This window comes from Sporocytophaga sp. (assembly GCF_017745095.1).
In the GTDB taxonomy this organism is placed as follows: domain Bacteria; phylum Bacteroidota; class Bacteroidia; order Cytophagales; family Cytophagaceae; genus Sporocytophaga.
The window spans coordinates 189,762-207,056 of sequence record NZ_JAGHZZ010000004.1; the positions used below are offsets into that span (position 1 = coordinate 189,762).

Annotated in this window: 13 protein-coding genes; 12 read left to right on the top strand and 1 reads right to left on the bottom strand. The window is 35.5% G+C overall.

Annotation, left to right across the window (positions count from 1 at the left end; all coding sequences use genetic code 11):
- Nucleotides 1–38: 38 nt before the first annotated feature.
- On the bottom strand, nucleotides 39–824 hold the full coding sequence (locus tag J7604_RS07790) for a hypothetical protein (RefSeq protein ID WP_293893660.1): 786 nt from the start codon (nucleotides 822–824) through the stop codon (nucleotides 39–41).
- 258 nt (nucleotides 825–1,082) lie between these two features.
- Here J7604_RS07790 and J7604_RS07795 point away from each other — a divergent pair, with 258 nt between their 5' ends.
- From J7604_RS07795 to J7604_RS07855, 12 genes are all read left to right on the top strand, one after another.
- Nucleotides 1,083–1,250 (top strand): hypothetical protein, encoded by a 168-nt coding sequence (locus J7604_RS07795; protein ID WP_293893663.1) that lies wholly within the window; start codon nucleotides 1,083–1,085, stop codon nucleotides 1,248–1,250.
- A 314-nt stretch (nucleotides 1,251–1,564) separates the two neighbouring features.
- Nucleotides 1,565–2,704 carry a T9SS type A sorting domain-containing protein gene (locus tag J7604_RS07800; protein WP_293893666.1) on the top strand — a complete coding sequence of 380 codons (1,140 nt, stop codon included), beginning with the start codon at nucleotides 1,565–1,567 and terminating at the stop codon, nucleotides 2,702–2,704.
- A gap of 141 nt (nucleotides 2,705–2,845) precedes the next feature.
- The gene (locus J7604_RS07805) at nucleotides 2,846–3,427 is read left to right on the top strand and encodes a HupE/UreJ family protein (protein WP_293893669.1); all 582 of its coding nucleotides are present in this window, start codon (nucleotides 2,846–2,848) and stop codon (nucleotides 3,425–3,427) included.
- A 272-nt stretch (nucleotides 3,428–3,699) separates the two neighbouring features.
- Nucleotides 3,700–5,634: a sugar-binding protein gene (locus J7604_RS27040; protein WP_367113558.1), complete on the top strand. Its 1,935-nt coding sequence runs from the start codon at nucleotides 3,700–3,702 to the stop codon at nucleotides 5,632–5,634.
- A 304-nt stretch (nucleotides 5,635–5,938) separates the two neighbouring features.
- Complete coding sequence (locus J7604_RS07820) at nucleotides 5,939–6,727, top strand: hypothetical protein (protein WP_293893672.1); 789 nt, start codon at nucleotides 5,939–5,941, stop codon at nucleotides 6,725–6,727.
- Nucleotides 6,728–6,739: 12 nt separating this feature from the next.
- Nucleotides 6,740–7,342 carry a cadmium resistance transporter gene (locus J7604_RS07825; RefSeq protein ID WP_293893674.1) on the top strand — a complete coding sequence of 201 codons (603 nt, stop codon included), beginning with the start codon at nucleotides 6,740–6,742 and terminating at the stop codon, nucleotides 7,340–7,342.
- A 247-nt stretch (nucleotides 7,343–7,589) separates the two neighbouring features.
- Nucleotides 7,590–9,983: a GDSL-type esterase/lipase family protein gene (locus tag J7604_RS07830; RefSeq protein WP_293893676.1), complete on the top strand. Its 2,394-nt coding sequence runs from the start codon at nucleotides 7,590–7,592 to the stop codon at nucleotides 9,981–9,983.
- 20 nt (nucleotides 9,984–10,003) lie between these two features.
- Nucleotides 10,004–12,370: a GDSL-type esterase/lipase family protein gene (locus J7604_RS07835; protein ID WP_293893679.1), complete on the top strand. Its 2,367-nt coding sequence runs from the start codon at nucleotides 10,004–10,006 to the stop codon at nucleotides 12,368–12,370.
- Between the two features lie 550 nt (nucleotides 12,371–12,920).
- Entirely contained in the window at nucleotides 12,921–13,496 is a 576-nt protein-coding gene (locus J7604_RS07840) for a sigma-70 family RNA polymerase sigma factor (protein ID WP_293893682.1), read from the top strand.
- Nucleotides 13,493–14,233, top strand: coding sequence for a hypothetical protein (locus J7604_RS07845; RefSeq protein ID WP_293893685.1), 741 nt, complete (start codon nucleotides 13,493–13,495; stop codon nucleotides 14,231–14,233). The genes J7604_RS07840 and J7604_RS07845 overlap by 4 nt, the downstream gene beginning before the upstream one ends.
- A gap of 50 nt (nucleotides 14,234–14,283) precedes the next feature.
- On the top strand, nucleotides 14,284–16,344 hold the full coding sequence (locus tag J7604_RS07850; RefSeq protein ID WP_293893688.1) for a gliding motility-associated C-terminal domain-containing protein: 2,061 nt from the start codon (nucleotides 14,284–14,286) through the stop codon (nucleotides 16,342–16,344).
- 54 nt (nucleotides 16,345–16,398) lie between these two features.
- A complete protein-coding gene (locus J7604_RS07855) occupies nucleotides 16,399–17,295 on the top strand; it encodes a type IX secretion system membrane protein PorP/SprF (RefSeq protein ID WP_293893691.1) in 897 nt (298 codons plus the stop codon).

The following is a 17,295-nucleotide window of genomic DNA, read 5'->3' on the forward strand; positions in this document are numbered from 1 at the left end:
TAGAATGGTTTAAATTTGATATTCTGGTCTGAATGTTTTTAAGAACCTTTTATTTTAATATTTTCCTCTTTGATTTTTATTCTATAAGTATTATTATCTGCATTTAAATAGTAAATGCCATCGGAAAGGAAGGAGAGATCAACTGTTGAAGAGGAGCCTTTCAAAAGTCTGTTGCCATAAGCGTTTAAGATTTCAAAGTCAATCTCATGTGAGAATAAAAGCTCTTTATTGATAGTTTGAACTTTGAGGTTAGGAGTTTCTGAGAAAACTTCTACTACACTTGAATAAATGACTTCACCATTCTCCTGCAAAAATTTAATTCTATATTTATTAAGTCCGGAATAGTGTTTAACTAAGGAAGAATATTTCGCAGCGTCAGATGCTTTGACTTCTTTGTGATTCACCCATCTATTATAATCAAATCTCTCGATTTGAAATTTTCCTTTGGGAATGATTGAACAGGTCCAGAAGAGACTATCTCGTTTTATTTCTAGTGATTTGAACCAAAAACTTTTAATATGGGGACATGTATTTCTGTTTAATAGTCTGGGTTTACAACTTTTCTTATGAAATACTTTCACTTGAAATGTATCATGCATTGCCAAGTGTGAAAGGTCAACCTCAAATGCCGACATATGAATATAGTCAAGCGTTGTTTTTTCATTTACAAAAACAGAATCTGTACAAAATGTATCGAAACTGTCATTACTATATGGATTGGTAAAGTAGAGATTTGTTCCTTCATATTTACCTTTTATAGTGACTTGCGCTTGTGTCTGGGTGTATAGAAGAATACCAAGTGTTATGAGTAATAATCGGATCATGTACGAACTCTTTATATTACTTTTATCAACTATTTAACTTAATGATTTGAATAGTATTGATTTTCTCTTTTGGGCTGATCTTTATCACAATTGAGGTTTGAAGAATGTGGGGTAAGTTTGAAAAATAATTGGTTTGTCATTCTATTGACTGAGAAGGTCAGTGCACTTACAAATAAAGTCATTGTGATAATCAGCATAATGAAATTTGTATAGGTGTATTGTATATTAAAAACTCTGTTTAATAAAATAGAAAATCCAATGGAAATAAATAAACTAAGAATAAAAACTAATAAAGGGGTAAGCCAAAAATTGGCAGGAGCATATTTAGAATTTATCTCGATTATTGAAATGATAAAAGCTAGAATACTAAATAATGCACTTAAGAGCTGTATTTTAGAATTTGACTTTGCTAAATGTGATTTTTGAGTTGAATTTATTTTTGGTTTGTAAGCTAAAAGTTCACCCAAAAAACTAAGTGCGTCGAGTATATCCATAATTATATAAAAATGCTACAAATGTTTGCCGCTTAACCAAGCCTATGAATTTAATTATTTAAAGTAATAAAAAGAAATTAAAGATCTAACAAATGATAGGTTAGAACTTTCAGAAATAGCTTTAATTGGAATTATAGAAAAATTGCAGTTGGTTTCTAAATAACATTGAAACCCAATGTGTAACTATAAATTTTGATTAGAGTATATTTATTTCATCATCTCCTCTTTATATTAATCGTGAAAATTATGTCTTTGAAACTTAATATCTTATTTAGGTTTAGCTTGTCTTTCTTATTGCTTCTATCTATAAATGTATATGGTCAGATAGTTGGATCTACAGATTTTGAGCAATTTTCCAAGGGATCCTATTTTACTAAAGCAGATTGGCAATCAGCAGGCTTTACAGTTCCTTGGGTCAATGGATTTGATGTTAACAGAGCTATTATTGATGATGCATTTTCCAAGAGCGGTTCAAACGCGCTTCGCCTTTTTTATCCTAAGGGACAATTCGGAACAGCAAATACAGGAGGGCAGGCACCTTTAATGGTTCCTCCACATGATGAATATTTCATATCATATTATGTTCGTTTTAGTGATGATTTCAGCTGGGGGACTTCCAGTGAAGGAGGCAAACTACCAGGATTAGCTGGCGGGGATCGTTGCAGTGGCTGTGCAACTTGCACAGGTAGTAATGGATTTACAGCAAGATTAATGTGGCGTGCTGAGGGAAAAGCTGTTATTTACCTATATCATTTGAATAAAGTTAGTCCGCCTTGTGGAGATAATTATGATATAGTTATAGATGGGAAGACTTTAAACTTTGAAAAAGGCCAGTGGTATAAAATTTCTCAGAGAGTTAAAGTAAATAGTGGTGTGAATAAAGACGGTGAAGTGGAAATGTGGATTAATGATAAACATGCCCAAATAAGACTTTATAACGGAGCATTGGTTGATAAGCTTTCAGGGATACAGTTTGTAAGTAATGGAGATAAAGTTGATGCACTTTATTTTTCTACATTTCATGGTGGAAGTACTGCTGATTGGGCACCTCTTGTTGATTCTTATATATGGTTCGATGATATTGTTATTTCAACCAGCCTTTCTGATGTTGTTAATGGTACTGTTACCTCAAATATGCAATCTAATACTAGTATTGATAAATTAGAGATATTTCCAGTGCCAGTAAAACAGAATGAGATTGTTTATATACCAGAAGTGATAGGGAATACCAGTATTGAATGGATTGATATGATGGGAAAAGTTCTTACAAGCAGTGCGGTACAGAATGGAGGCATAGTCGTTGCTCCTTCGATTAATAAAGGTGTTTATTTGATTAGATATGCCAGTCAGAATGAAATCTTTGTTAAACGAATTATGGTAGAGTGAATAAATTGTGTGTAGGTAAAACTAGGATTAGTTAACAATGGATTTGAATTTTAAATTCTATTTTTTTTGCAAAAAAAAGGACTATTGCATTACTTTTTATTTTCTCAAGTGTATAAGTCTGTAACAATAATTTCAAATTCAATGAATCAATTTAGCATATATTTTCAGTTAGGTCTGGAGCATATTTCTGATTTTCAGGGTATAGATCATATTGTTTTTTTAATGACCTTATGTGCCGTTTATTCTGCTTCTGAATGGAAGAAGGTTACAATTCTAGTAACAGCGTTTACAATAGGTCATTCATTATCTTTGGCTCTTTCAGCGCTGCACATTGTCTCTGCTAACAGTCAGCTAGTTGAATTTTTGATTCCTTTGACGATTCTCTGTACTGCAGTTACTAATATTTTTTATGCTACAAAGTCTATTAGGAATAATACATTCCGATACCTTATAGTTCTTCTTTTTGGAGTTATCCATGGGTTGGGTTTTTCAAACTTCTTCTCTGCTTTGATGGGAAGCAATCAAAGCATCACTTTTCCGCTGCTTGCTTTTAACATTGGGCTGGAAGTGGGACAAATGCTGATTGTTTGTGCTTTCTTTTCTCTTTATTTTCTTCTCAATCGATTTGAATCTTTTACACATAATAAATGGAAATATCTATTTTCTTTCACAGGAGCAGTGATAGCACTATTTCTGATTTATAGCCGCATTAGTTTATTGTAATACCATTGATATGACTTATAATAACAACAAAGGTCAGGTAATGTGCCTGGCTTTTGTTTTATAAGGCCATACTTCTTTTGAATTCCTTCTTAGTGCATTCTATCATCCCCATTTTTTTAAATAATTATTTTGAATGTTTACCTTTTTTCAGGTTCAGTGTAAAGCTTAAATCTCTGAAAGATATTAAAGAAGTCTGGCTAATAACTTATTAGCTCATTTCATCACCTCCGGTTTTGAAAGATTCTCTATTATTCTCTAGAACATTCATTAAGATGAAAAACACACTAATTAAAGGACTCATTTTATTCTCACTATTTATGGGCAGTCATTTCCTTGTATATGCCCAGGATCCTAATTTTCATATTTACTTGTGCTTCGGACAATCCAACATGGAGGGTCAAGGTACTATAGAAAGTCAGGATCAATCTGTAGATAGCAGGTTCAGGATTATGCAGGCTGTTAATTGTTCCGGTCAGCCTCAGGAAACCTGGCGGACTGCTACGCCACCTCTTTCGAGATGTAACACTAAACTAGGACCTGCTGATTATTTCGGTCGTGAGATGGTTAAAAATCTTCCATCCAACATAAAGGTTGGAATTGTTCATGTTGCTGTTGCGGGCTGCAAGATAGAGTTGTTCGATAAGATGAATTATGCTAGCTATGCTGCTAGTGAGCAACAATGGATGAAGGACATTATTGCTCAGTATGGAGGTAATCCTTATGGAAGGCTAGTTCAATTGGCCAAGATTGCACAGAAAGATGGTGTAATAAAAGGCATTCTGATGCATCAGGGTGAATCGAATAGTGGAGAAACTACATGGCCAAATAAAGTAAAAGGTGTATATGAAAATCTTTTAAAAGATCTTGGACTTACATCTGCAAATGTTCCTTTACTTGTAGGTCAGGTTGTGGATGCGGCTCAGGGAGGGCTTTGCGCAGGCCACAATAATATTATTGATAAGTTGCCTAATACAATTCCAACTGCACACGTCATTTCATCTAGTGGTTGTACTGATCAGTCGGATAATTTACATTTTACTTCTGCAGGTTATAGATTGCTTGGTACACGATATGCGCAGAAGATGATAACCTTGCTTCCTCCGACTGAAGATACTGCTCCATCTATTACAGGTAACCTTAGCAATACAACCATTGCACAGAATCAAACACTAACATTAACTATTGCAGTCAGCGGTACTGATCTTAAATATGTCTGGTATAGAAATGATCAGATTATTAATGGCGCAAGTTCAGCTACACTTACTATTGCCAATGTTGATGCTGCTTATGATAAAAGTACTTTTAAAGTTGTAGTGTCAAATAAATTAGGTACGGTTACAAGTAACACAATAACACTTACTGTTACAGATTTTGTTGGAGTTAAAGTTGTAAAGACTGAAACTCCTGTCGTTGTTGATGGTGTGGAAGATCCAATCTGGAGCAATTCCAATACATGTCAACTCAAGAATAAAATACTAACAGTTGATAATGATGCAGATTTGAGTGGGAAAGTTAATGTTCTTTATGATAATCAAAATTTGTATGTCTTGTATACTGTTACTGATAATCAGAAGAGAGCTTCATCAACAAATTTTTGGGAAAATGATGCTGTAGAATTATACATCGATGGAAATAGTGATAAAGCTACAAGTTATGATGCTAATGATTTCCAGTTTGTGATCAGGTATGATGCAAGTCAGATTCAGGAAGGGCATAGTAAATCTGTTACAGGAATTATAGCAAAAGCTACTCAAAACAGCACCGGATATGTGGTAGAGGCATCTATTCCATGGTCTTTAGTTGGAGTGACTCCTTCAGATCGAAAAAATATAGGTATTGATTTCCATATCAATGATAGTGATCAGGCTTTAAGAGATGGCAAGATTACATGGTTTGCAACACAGGATAATTCTTATTCAGATCCATCAACTTTTGGTCAGGGAAGGTTGGAGACCTTAGTGGTAACTTCCGTTGTCGGTGTAGATAAAACCAATTTAACTTTGTTTCCTAATCCTGCCAAGAATTCTATTCAGATAATAGGTGTTTCAGATAGATTTACTTATAGTATTATGGATTTTTCAGGAAAAGAAGTGCAGTCAGGAACATCCGGAGCTGATCTAAATATAGCTAACCTTCTTCCGGGATTTTACGCCATATGCATACAACAAGAGTCCAAGAAAATTATTATGAAATTTATTAAAGAATAATAGTTGATATTCATATTGTTATTGTTTAAAGTGCCAGTTCATATATAGAATTTATTGTAGTTAGTTGTAGTTTTTCAGGGCTCAGGTTTAAAACTGAGCCTTTATTTTTTATAACTCCAATAATTAGTTTCTAAAGCATGTAACTCTTTGCATATGAGGTTTTGATGCTTAATTGATTATTTTCTTTCTCTAAAAAAACTAAGCCATTCATCTCTTTCCTTCTGTCCATTAGACAGAAATTTTTTATAACTTCATATTCTACTACTTGATTTTTAAAAGTTCTTGAAAAGTATTTTAATTATTTATGAAAGAAAAATTTACAATCTACGGAAGTTCTTATTCTAATGGTGAAGAGAAAGAGTTTGAAAAGGAATTTGAAATTGATTTTGGAGATAGCCTTGAAAACTTTGGGGAAACTGACAATCTTCTATCCCTCCTTGAAAATCCATTAAGCCTGATTTTAGGAGGAGGTAACGTTAAAATCAAGGGCCGTAAGAGATTTGCGTTGATCATTACTTTTTTTGCATTGACTAATACTACTCTTTTTGGGTATTCTTTATATAGACTTGTGACTACTGGTTTTACCGGAGAAAAATTATTTTATGTTTTTATAGTCCTGTGTTTTGGTATAGGCCTTACTATCAATGCAGGCTATTGGGCTTATCTGTTTATAAGAACAGAAACTATGAAATTGGTATATGAAAGTTCGAAGCCGCTTGTTGAAAGGCTTTGTGAAATAGCAGTGGAAAAGGTAACGGGCTTTCTGAAAGGAAAATCAAAGGTTGGCAATAAAGAGCTTACTAATTTTATAGATTTTGCTAAGGAGATAAATGAGGGCTTTAAATCTATGCCATATTTTCTCCGGTTAGCAATTATCTATATGTTGAAAAAGATCCCTATTGCTAAGTTTATTCTGGAACGAAAGAATGATTTTCTTTCAAAAGATAAGCAGATTGGAGCTACATTATTATTTCAGCAAATAGATAAATTTGCCCTAAAGAAGTTTGAGAAGAATAATACGTATTGGGTATTCTGGCTCTGGCCCTTGAATGTTATCTGGATGTTGCTTTTTATTATTTTTATGATTGATTGATTTTCATCAAATATGGAAAATTATCTGCCATCAATTGTTCTGGCAATAACAACATTTGCTTTAACCAATATTGATGATCTCATGATCCTCAGTATGTATTTTTCCAATCACGAATATAAAAAGAGCAATGTAGTTGCAGGCCAGTACTTGGGAGTAATAACATTAGTGATCGTAAGTCTTTCCGGGTTTATTCTTGGAAAGGTGCTCGAGCCAATATGGGTTGGATTACTTGGTCTGATACCCATACTGCTTGGGCTGAAGGGGATCATAGCTCTTTTTAGTTCTGAAAATGAAGAAACACAAAATGCTGAGGGGGCCTCTAAATCAAAGACTCAATTTATAAATGTAGCTTTAGTGACCATTGCAAACGGAGGAGACAACCTGGGCGTTTATACTCCTTTGTTTGCAAATAATTCATTACACACTGTTATTTTATTTGTTATCGTATTTTTGGTGATGATTGCTGTTTGGTGTGTGCTTGCTTTTTATTTTGTTAAACATCCTTTTATAGAAAAGATTTTAGGAAGATATGGTCATATTATTCTTCCCATATTTTTGATTGTTCTTGGTATATGGATATTAAGAGAATCTGGCAGCTTTAACTTGTTGTTTTAATCCTTTCCTGTGTTAAATGTCCAAAGCTTTTCCTAATATAGCCGCTGTGTTTCTCTATGGCTCCTATATATCTCCTTAAAATAATATAACTAAGAGAGAGAGCCAAGGACAATTATAGAGACATGAGTATGCAGTTTGTTGACTGTTTTTAATCTTTTTGAAAAAAAAACTTGTCAATAACTGTTACCCTTACATCTTCCAATTTGTATATGGATTAATTTTCGAGTTTTTAATGATTAATCTATATATGAAAGGACTCCTACTAAGAATTATTAAAGACAGTAAGCTGGCTATCCTTATTAGTTTAACCTTTGTTTCCATTTCAGCATATTCCAGGGAGATAAATAAATTAAGTTATGATAAAAAAATAAAGGCATTCATTGCTCCCGAGGCTTGTCATTATCAATGGTTTTTTAATGGCCAAAGACTCAGTGCCGAAGATAGACAAGTTTTAAAAGCCTCTGCAACAGGTGAATATTCAGTTCAGCTGATTGATGAAGAAGGTGTATCAACATATCAAAAAGTATTGCTTGCTGTTGATGCAACTGGCGCAGTTATAACCATATACCTGATTGGAGACTCCACTGTCTGCAACTATGCTGCATCAGCTTATCCTATGACAGGATGGGGGCAAATGCTTCCCTATTTTTTCAATAGTACCAATGTAAAGATAGATAATAGGGCAATAGGTGGGAGGAGTAGCCGAAGCTTTTATGAAGAGGGAAGATGGACAACCGTTAAAAATGCTTTGACAGCAGGGGATTATCTTTTTATTCAGTTCGGGCATAACGATAGAGATTTTTCAAAGACTGAACGATATACTTCTGTTGAAGATTATAAGAAATTCCTTACCATTTATGTAAATGAGAGTAGAGCAAAAGGAGCTATACCAGTCCTGATTTCCCCTATGGTGATGAACGCCTGGAGTAATGGAACTTTGCGTAATGTTTTTACAGAAACTGGTAACAACTATCGAGGTGGAATGCTGGAAGTAGCTACTGCTTTAAATGTGCCATTTATTGACCTAAATATGAAGTCCTGGAACCTATTTAAAGGGCTTGGGCAGAATTATATCACGAGGTTTGTTTATCATACTTATCCTGCAGGTGAATATCCTAATTACCGCGATGGCATTACAGACGGTACACATTTTCAGGAGATGGGTGCTATAGAGAATGCGCGAATGATCGTTCAGGGTATTTCAGAATTAACAGGTAATATCAATATGTCAAGTCTGGCTAAATTCCTGAAGCCTATGTATGAGATAAAAGTGCTTGTTAATCCTGTTGGATCAGACCTGATGACTACTCGTACAGCAAGCTATCCTGAAGGACTGACTGTCACTTTAAAGACCTTACCTAAAACAGGTAGCACCTTTCAGTTGTGGAAAAGTTCTGCTGGAGGACAAGTGTCCACAGTTACACTTACAACTGTTAAATCAGGTACAACAGCTACCAACTATACTGCAATATATAAAGGAGCAACAACAACCTGTTCTGCAATCATCAGCGCCTCCGGTGCAACTACGTTTTGTGAAGGAGGTAGTGTTACTCTAACATCTTCTGTTGGTTCATCTTATCTTTGGAAAAATGGAACTACTCAGGTAGCAACCACTCAGACTTATGTTGCTAAAACTTCCGGTAATTATACTGTAGAAGTAACAGATGCCAATGGTTGCAAAGCTGTTGCTGCAGCAACTAATGTAACTATTCAAAACAAAACTATTTGGTATGCAGATGCTGATGGAGACGGTAAAGGAGATTCAAAGGTTGCTCAATCATCATGCACTCAGCCGACAGGTTATGTTGCAGACAAAACAGATCTTTGTCCGGAAGATAAAAACAAAACTGAACCTGGAAATTGTGGTTGTGGAAGAACAGAATCAAGTTGTATGGATTGTGCAAATGTATTGAATGGTACCGCGACTTTGGATGTATGCGGTGTTTGTATTGGTGGTAATACCGGGAAGAAATCTTGCGTTTATAAATTACAAGCAGAAGAAGCTTGTGAAGTTGATGGTGTTCTGAATGAATCTACCAATGCAGGTTTTGAAGGTACTGGATATGTGAATGCGGAAAATGCTATTGGTAAATCAGCTTCCTTTTCTTTTGATGCAACTGCTTCTGGATATTATAAACTATTGATCAGATATGCGAATGGAGGAGCAGCAAATCGCTCTTCCGGAGTTACTGTTAATTCGATAGAACAAAGTAGCGTATTGGCATTTCCTTCAACCGGGGCTTTTACAGCCTGGTCAACTTTAGAGGCAGAAGTTTTTCTCAATGAAGGTAATAATATAGTAAGGTTGATTGCCAGGACTGTTGATGGACTTCCCAATATCGATTTCATTGGTTTTACTGAAAATGCCATTGCTGCCGGTCCTTGCTTGGTCACAGGAATTGATATGGGAAATATAAATTCGACTGAAGGTGTTTGTTATCCAAACCCATTTACTGGAGCATTTACATTGCAGGCACCTCAGGAATATTCTTATGCTATTTATGATCTTACCGGTAAAGAAGTTGAATCGGGTAAAGGATTGAATACCGGTTTTGCCGGTAATGAATTGTTGCCTGGTATTTATACAGTAAAATTACAAACATTGAAGTCTACAAGGTCTCTGCTTATTATTAAAAGGTAATCTCAGAATCTATCATAACAATGGGAAATGTCAACAAAATAATCTTCTTCTTAATATTCATTTTATTATCGTCACCCTCATTGGGTTATGGTTTATCCGAAAAAGGAATAGTGACGGATAATGATTTAAAATCATTGGTCGCCCCAGATGCTTGTTCCTATCAATGGTTTAAAGAGGGTAAACTTATTGATGGAGCAATCAATCAATCGCTTTCAGTTCATGATGGTGGTAATTATGTGGTAATGATTACAGAAGAATCCGGATACACGTACACGGAGGATATATCTATAGCCATCAACTCAGTTGGAGCGATAATAAAAATATACACGATAGGAGATTCCACTGTTCAGGATTATACAGATGGGTATTATCCTAGAAAAGGATGGGGGCAGGTCTTGCCTTACTTCTTTAAAAGTAGTAATGTTCAGGTGATCAATAAAGCTGTTGGTGGAACAAGCTCAAAAAGTTTTTACAACAGCTTCTGGCCTGCCGTTAGAAATGCTTTACAGCCGGGTGATTATGTATTTATTCAGTTTGGGATAAATGACAGAAATAAAGCAGATACCGCTCGCTATGCCCCTACAGGAGGAGTGTTCGAAGGTTATTTAACAAAGTTTATAAATGAAGCAAAAGCCAAAGGAGCTTATCCTGTTCTTGTCGCTACTTTGAGAAGAAATGCATGGAATGCGGATGGTACAGTCTATGATTCATATCATGATCATCCAATTGCTGTTCGAACAGTAGCAAATAATTTGAAAGTGCCTCTGATAGATCTGGATGCAAAGGCAAAAGCTCAGATGGAATCTGCAGGGCAGGCCTATACTACTCGTTTTTGGTATAATAATTACATTGCCGGTGAATATCTAAACTATCCTAATGGAAATACGGATGATGTCCACTTTCAGGAGATGGGTGCTATAGCAATGGCGAATCTTGTGATACAGGGCATTGAAGAGTTGAAATCAGATGCCAATGTTAGCAAACTCATTCCTTTTATAAAACCAAGATATCAGATAGCTGTCACTGTAAATCCTGTTGGATCGGATTTAGCAACTACACATACAGCGAGCTATCCTGAAGGACTTACTATTACCCTAAAAACATTACCCAAAACAACTGAAACCTTTCAAAAGTGGAACAATACTTCCGGCGGACAATTGTCTACTGCAACACTTACTACTGTTAAATCAGGGACTTCAGCGACGAATTATACGGCCATTTATAAAGGTGCAACAACTTGTACTGCTATAGTAACTGTATCCGGAACAACTTCTTTATGTGAGGGTGGAAGTGTTACATTAACAGCCTCTTCAGGTTCTTCCTATATTTGGAAAAACGGGGCTAATCAGGTTGGTACAGCTCAGGCTTATGTCGCTAAAACTGCGGGTGTTTATACAGTAGATGTGATCAATTCTAGTGGTTGCAAAGCTACTGCAGCTGATGTAACGGTGTCTGTTCAAGCAAAAAGTATATGGTATGCAGATACTGACGGAGATGGAAAAGGAGATCCTAAAGTTTCTCAATCCTCATGCACTCAGCCAACGGGTTATGTTGCAGACCAAACGGATCTTTGTCCTGATGATAAAAATAAATCAGAACCGGGAGCTTGTGGTTGCGGTAAAACAGAATCAATTTGTATGGATTGTGCAAATGTTCTGAACGGTACTGCAGCATTGGATGCATGCGGAATTTGCGTTGGTGGCAATACTGGGAGAAAAGCTTGTGTCGTTAAACTTCAGGCTGAAGAAGCCTGTGAAGTAGATGGTATCCGGAACGAAGCTACCAATGCAGGTTTTGAAGGCAGTGGATACGTGAATGCTGATAATGCTATTGGAAAATCTGTTACTTTTTCCTTTAATGCAGAAGCTTCCGGAAATTATAAACTCTTGATCAGATATGCGAATGGAGGAACAGCAAGTAGATTTTCTGGCATTGTAATCAACTCAGCAGAACAGAGCGATGTCCTTGTTTTTTCCTCTACAGGAGCCTTTACCACATGGGCTACGATGGAAGCAGATGTTTATCTTAATAAAGGTGAAAATATGGTAAAGTTAATAGCAAAGACTGCTGACGGATTACCTAATCTTGATTATATCGGTTTTATTGATCATTCAATCTCAGGAGGATCTTGTCTGGTGACTAGCGTTTTATCTAAAGATTTTGGATCAAGTGAAATTATTTGTTATCCAAATCCATTTATGGGGTCTGTTGTATTAAAAGCTTCAGGATACTATTCTTACTCTTTTTATGATCATACCGGTAAGGAGATTGAATCGGGTAAAGGTTTTGAAACTGGTCTAGTGGGAAGCGAATTATTACCAGGCGTTTACATGCTAACATTAAAAACAGAAAAAAGTACTAGGACTTTAAGAATTGTTAAAAAATAGGATCCTGAAGATATATTTCTGTTATAGTCTGAGTGGTATGAATATAATAGTTGTTTAATCGGTTGATATTGAGTGATTCATGTTGCCGAAATTATTTGAATTAAAAAATCCCTGTCTTTATAAATAAGGCAGGGATTTTTAATTTAAACTGGTCTTCGAAATTAAATTGCTATTCAAAGCGTATTTTATTTTAGAATATTGTTCACCTTCAGTTATTTCAATTGTAATGGGTCTAGGGTTTTTATTTTAAAAATCGGATGCGTAAAACAAACTGCAATGAAGAGAATTCGTATACCCTAAGTGATTTATTAATAGCATTTTAATAGTTTTGGAATGTTACTCTTATGAAGTATTTTAAATCTTGCTAAAGAAGTATAAACAAACACTTTAAATCATAAGAACAGAAGATTTTAGTTTGAGGTCTTATAGAAAATATAAATTTGATGAATCCGTCCAATCTGTTTATAAGAAAGAATATGCTTTGTTACAGAGTTCAGAGTATTAAGCAAAACTCTTTGTTCACATTTACCTCACCATCTTTGTATAAGAAATGAGAAGGCTAAATGATAAAGAAATATTGAAGGCAATCAGGACAGGAGATAATGAATCTGTTCTGAGCAATCTGTATAAAGAAGTCCTTCCTCATATCAAGAAATATATCACCAGTAATAGTGGTTCTCATGAGGATGCTAAGGATATATTTCAGGATACTGTAGTAATATTCTATAATCAGGTCAAGCTTAATAAGTTTGATGAAAGAAAGGAGATAGGCGCCTTTATGTTTAGTGTGGCCAGAAATCTTTGGATCAATAAGGCAAAGAGGGATAACAGACTTGTTAATACAACGGAGTTTGATGACAGTGAAGAAGAAGGTATGGATGTATTGGCAGATATGATTACAGCAGAGAAGGCTAAGGCAATAGAAGATATAATGGAAAGAGTTGGAGAAGAATGTAAGAAGCTGTTGATGTATACCATTTATGATAAGATCAGTCTTAAAGAAATAGCAATAAAAATGGGCTACTCAAGTGATCAGGTAGCTAAAACATATAGTTACAGATGCAGACAAAAACTGTCCAATCTGGTAAAAGATAATTCTCACATCATATCATTATTTAAGCAATGAGTCTCCCTGATAATCCATATGAATTGATAGATCGCTATCTCAATGGTGAGATGAGCATAGGGGAGAAGGCTGATTTTGAAGAAAGGCTTAAATCCGATAAGGAATTTGCGGAACAATTTGAAATACAAAATATAAGCTACCAGATTGTTGTAGGCCAAAATCTTCTTGATTTAAAAGCCAGAATGCAAAAGGATCTTAGCGGTAGTAAATACGATGGTAATAAGAATAATAGCTGGAAATATTTTGGCGGAGGTGCAGGATTGATTTTAATTGCTGCTCTATTGTACTTCTTTCTTAAGTCAGATGGACAAGTTAAACCTGAGGTTAAGAGCAGTCCTGTACCAGTCGATACGGTTACTTCTGTTACAGAAAATAATGAGGTCGATACAGCAGCATGGAATAATATTCCTGAATTTATTCCAGAAAATAGTAAGGATCAAAACGCTGTTATAAATAAAGACAACGATCTTTGTAAAGATACCTTGATCAGTTTCTCATGCCAGGCAAGAGCAGCTTGTGCTGATCAAAGTAATGGTGCTATTGAAGTTGATTTGAATACCATTAAATATGGTAAAGCACCGTTTGAGTTTTCAATACACCCCAATGGGGAATTTATTTCTGAGCCATTTATAGGAGACCTTAAACAAGGAAAGTACAGTTTATTTGTAAGAGATGCCAAAGGTTGCATTCGTAGGTTGAATGTTAAAGTGGAGGTTCCTTCAATAGATTGCAAATAGTATTCACGTTTATAGTCACTAAGTTAAATTTGAAATTGTAAGTCCTTTAAATGCATTTCAGAGTTGTTCTTTTTAGTATATTGTTTGCCACCCTTGCTTTATCAGGAGCAAAGGGCCAGAATGTATTTTTTTCTGCTAACGATGATAACTCTGCTTTTTTGTGTGAAGATGGAAGGATATTCATAACTGGCGAAAACAACGTTGGTCAGCTTGGAATAGGCTCCTTAATTCCTTCCAATGTGCCTATAATGATTTCTGGTATAAATGGTGGACTGCCTCCCAGATGTAAACAAGTTTCTTTAGAAGGAGTAACAACTTTTATGGCCCTTACCAATTCAGGAGACACTGTATTATCCTGGGGGCCCAATGACCATGGGCAGGTGGGTGATGGAACAACGAACAAAAGACTTACTCCATATATTGTAAAAGGCGTTAATGGTGCAGGACATTTAAGCAATATAAAACAGATCTCGACAGGAAATACAACAGGGTATGCATTAACCAATGATGGAAAGGTACTTAGTTGGGGAGGCAATGCCAGCGGAGAAACAGGTACAGGTAATTTTACTGATCCTGTATATTACCCTTCCTATGTGTTAAAAGCACCTGGAGATACTTTGAAGAATGTAAAAGCGATTAGCGGTGGCGGTACATTTTGCATAGCTTTATTGTGTGATGGGAGCGTGTGGGGATGGGGGAAAAACCACGTCGGACAACTTGGTCAGAATAATAAAACCAATTCTGCATATGCTATACCTGTTAAAGATAAATCGGGAAAGACGGTTCTTAATAATATTATAAAAATAGAAGCTGCGGATAATTATTCATATGCGTTATCTAATAATGATACTCTGTGGGTTTGGGGACCTAATTGGGATGGTAGGCTTGGCACAGGCAATAAAACAGATCGTTTACTACCTGACTATGTAAGGAGTATTGACGGTACCAAGCATTTGTCTGGTGTAATTACTATTGCAGGCGGACAGGGTGTGACTCTTGCTTTAATGTCAGATAAGACAGTCTGCTCATGGGGACTTAATGATTATGGCCAGCTAGGTAGAAATGATACTATTGATTCTTCACTTCCTGTAAAGGTTAAAGATCCTTCAGGTTCTGGAGATCTGAAGGATATTAATTATGTGTCAGTCGGGGATATTCATTGCATAGTGAGAAGTGATAAGAATGAAATTTACGTTTGGGGAGGAAATCCTCTCGGTCAACTGGGGCTCAATGACCACGTGGATAGATGGCTTCCTGTCTTGCTAAACCTGCCATGTGAACCAGATAGAGATGTTTTTCCAGGCAATGGAAAAATGGAAAATACTCCTTCTGCATGTGTTGAATCTAATAAAGGCAAAGTTTATATCACTAAATACCATTCTGCAATTGAACGATGGGAACAATCAACAGATAATTTTGAGACTTTTACGCCTATTGTAAATACTAGTTTTTCTAACGAATATACAAATCTTAAGAAAAAGACTTATTACAGAGTTTTATTAAATGATTGTGGTAGAAATTTCTATTCTCCTGTAACAGTAATAGATATAGATTCACTGACCAAAAGTGGTATAGTTGAATCGTCAGCGAATGTGCGTGCAAATTTGAATAAAGATACACTTCATTTAAAAAATTATAAAGGAACCATTTTGTTCTGGGAATATTCAAAAGATAATTTTACTACAGACTGGCAAATTATAAAGTCATCGGAGTCATCTTGTATCTATAATAACTTGTTAAAAACGACTTATTACAGAGCTTATGTTAAGAGAGGCAGTTGTCCTGCCAGGTATTCTGAAGCTGCGGAGATAAGGATTGTTGAGGCATCCGAAGTTAAGGTTTATAACGGATTTACTCCTAATGGCGATAATATCAACGATGAATGGATAATAGATTTTATTGATTTATATCCTGATAACAAAGTTGAAATATATAACCGCTGGGGACAATTGGTTTACAGAAATACTTCATATAATAATGAATCTAAAGTGTGGAGAGGAGAAAGTAATATTGCGGGTAAAGAAGCTTTAGCAGATGATACTTATTTTTATGTGATTAATTTGGGGGAAGGGAATCCGGTAATGAAGGGATATGTAGTTATTAACAGATAGACTAAATTGAATTGTAATTTATATTTGTGCCTATCCATCAGAAGGAAGAATTACATGGTTTTAATCATGATGTTTCTTCTCAAGACTGGCATTGTATATGCTCAAAATGAACCGATGTATAGCCAGTATATTTTTAATACATTGGTTATTAATCCTGCTTACGCCGGCAGTCAGGGTGATCTGAATGCTACAGCAGTATATAGAAAGCAATGGATGGATATTGACGGAGCTCCTTCTACTCAAACATTTTCAATCCATAGTCCTATTAAGAAAAAAAAGATTGCGCTTGGTTTATTGGCGGTACATGATAAAATAGGTGTTACGGGAAAGACAGGTTTGTATGGTGTCTATGCATATAGGATAAGCTTCAATAATAATTCAAAGTTGTCCCTTGGATTAGAAGGAGGATTTGTACAGATGGTCTCGAGGTTCAGCAGGATTCAGACCAAGCAGGCCAATGATCCTGATATGAGTATAGATAAATCTATATATGCAGCTCCTGGTGTAGGTGCAGGAGTTTATTGGTACTCCCCTAAATATTATCTTGGTGCTTCTATTCCGGATCTTCTGGAGGTCAGAATTAATGAGGCTGGTGAAGCTGTAAAATACAGACACATATTTGTTCATGGAGGATATGTTTTTAAATTATCTTATCAGGTTAAATATCTTCCGGGGTTTCTTGTAAAAAATGTGAAGGGAAGTAAAGCTCAGGTAGATATAAATAATATCTTTATTTTGAATGATGTGTTATGGCTAGGTTTAGGCTATAGAGTAGGGACTTCTTTAAATTTTATAGTTCAGGCTCAGCTTACCAATCAGCTTCAGGCTGGCTATTCTTATGATGCTCCATTCTCTCGCTTTAGTTCAATCGCTGGGGCTAGTCATGAATTTAAACTGAGTTATAGATTTGTCTTTTTTAAGGATAATGCATATATGCCAAGATATTTTTAA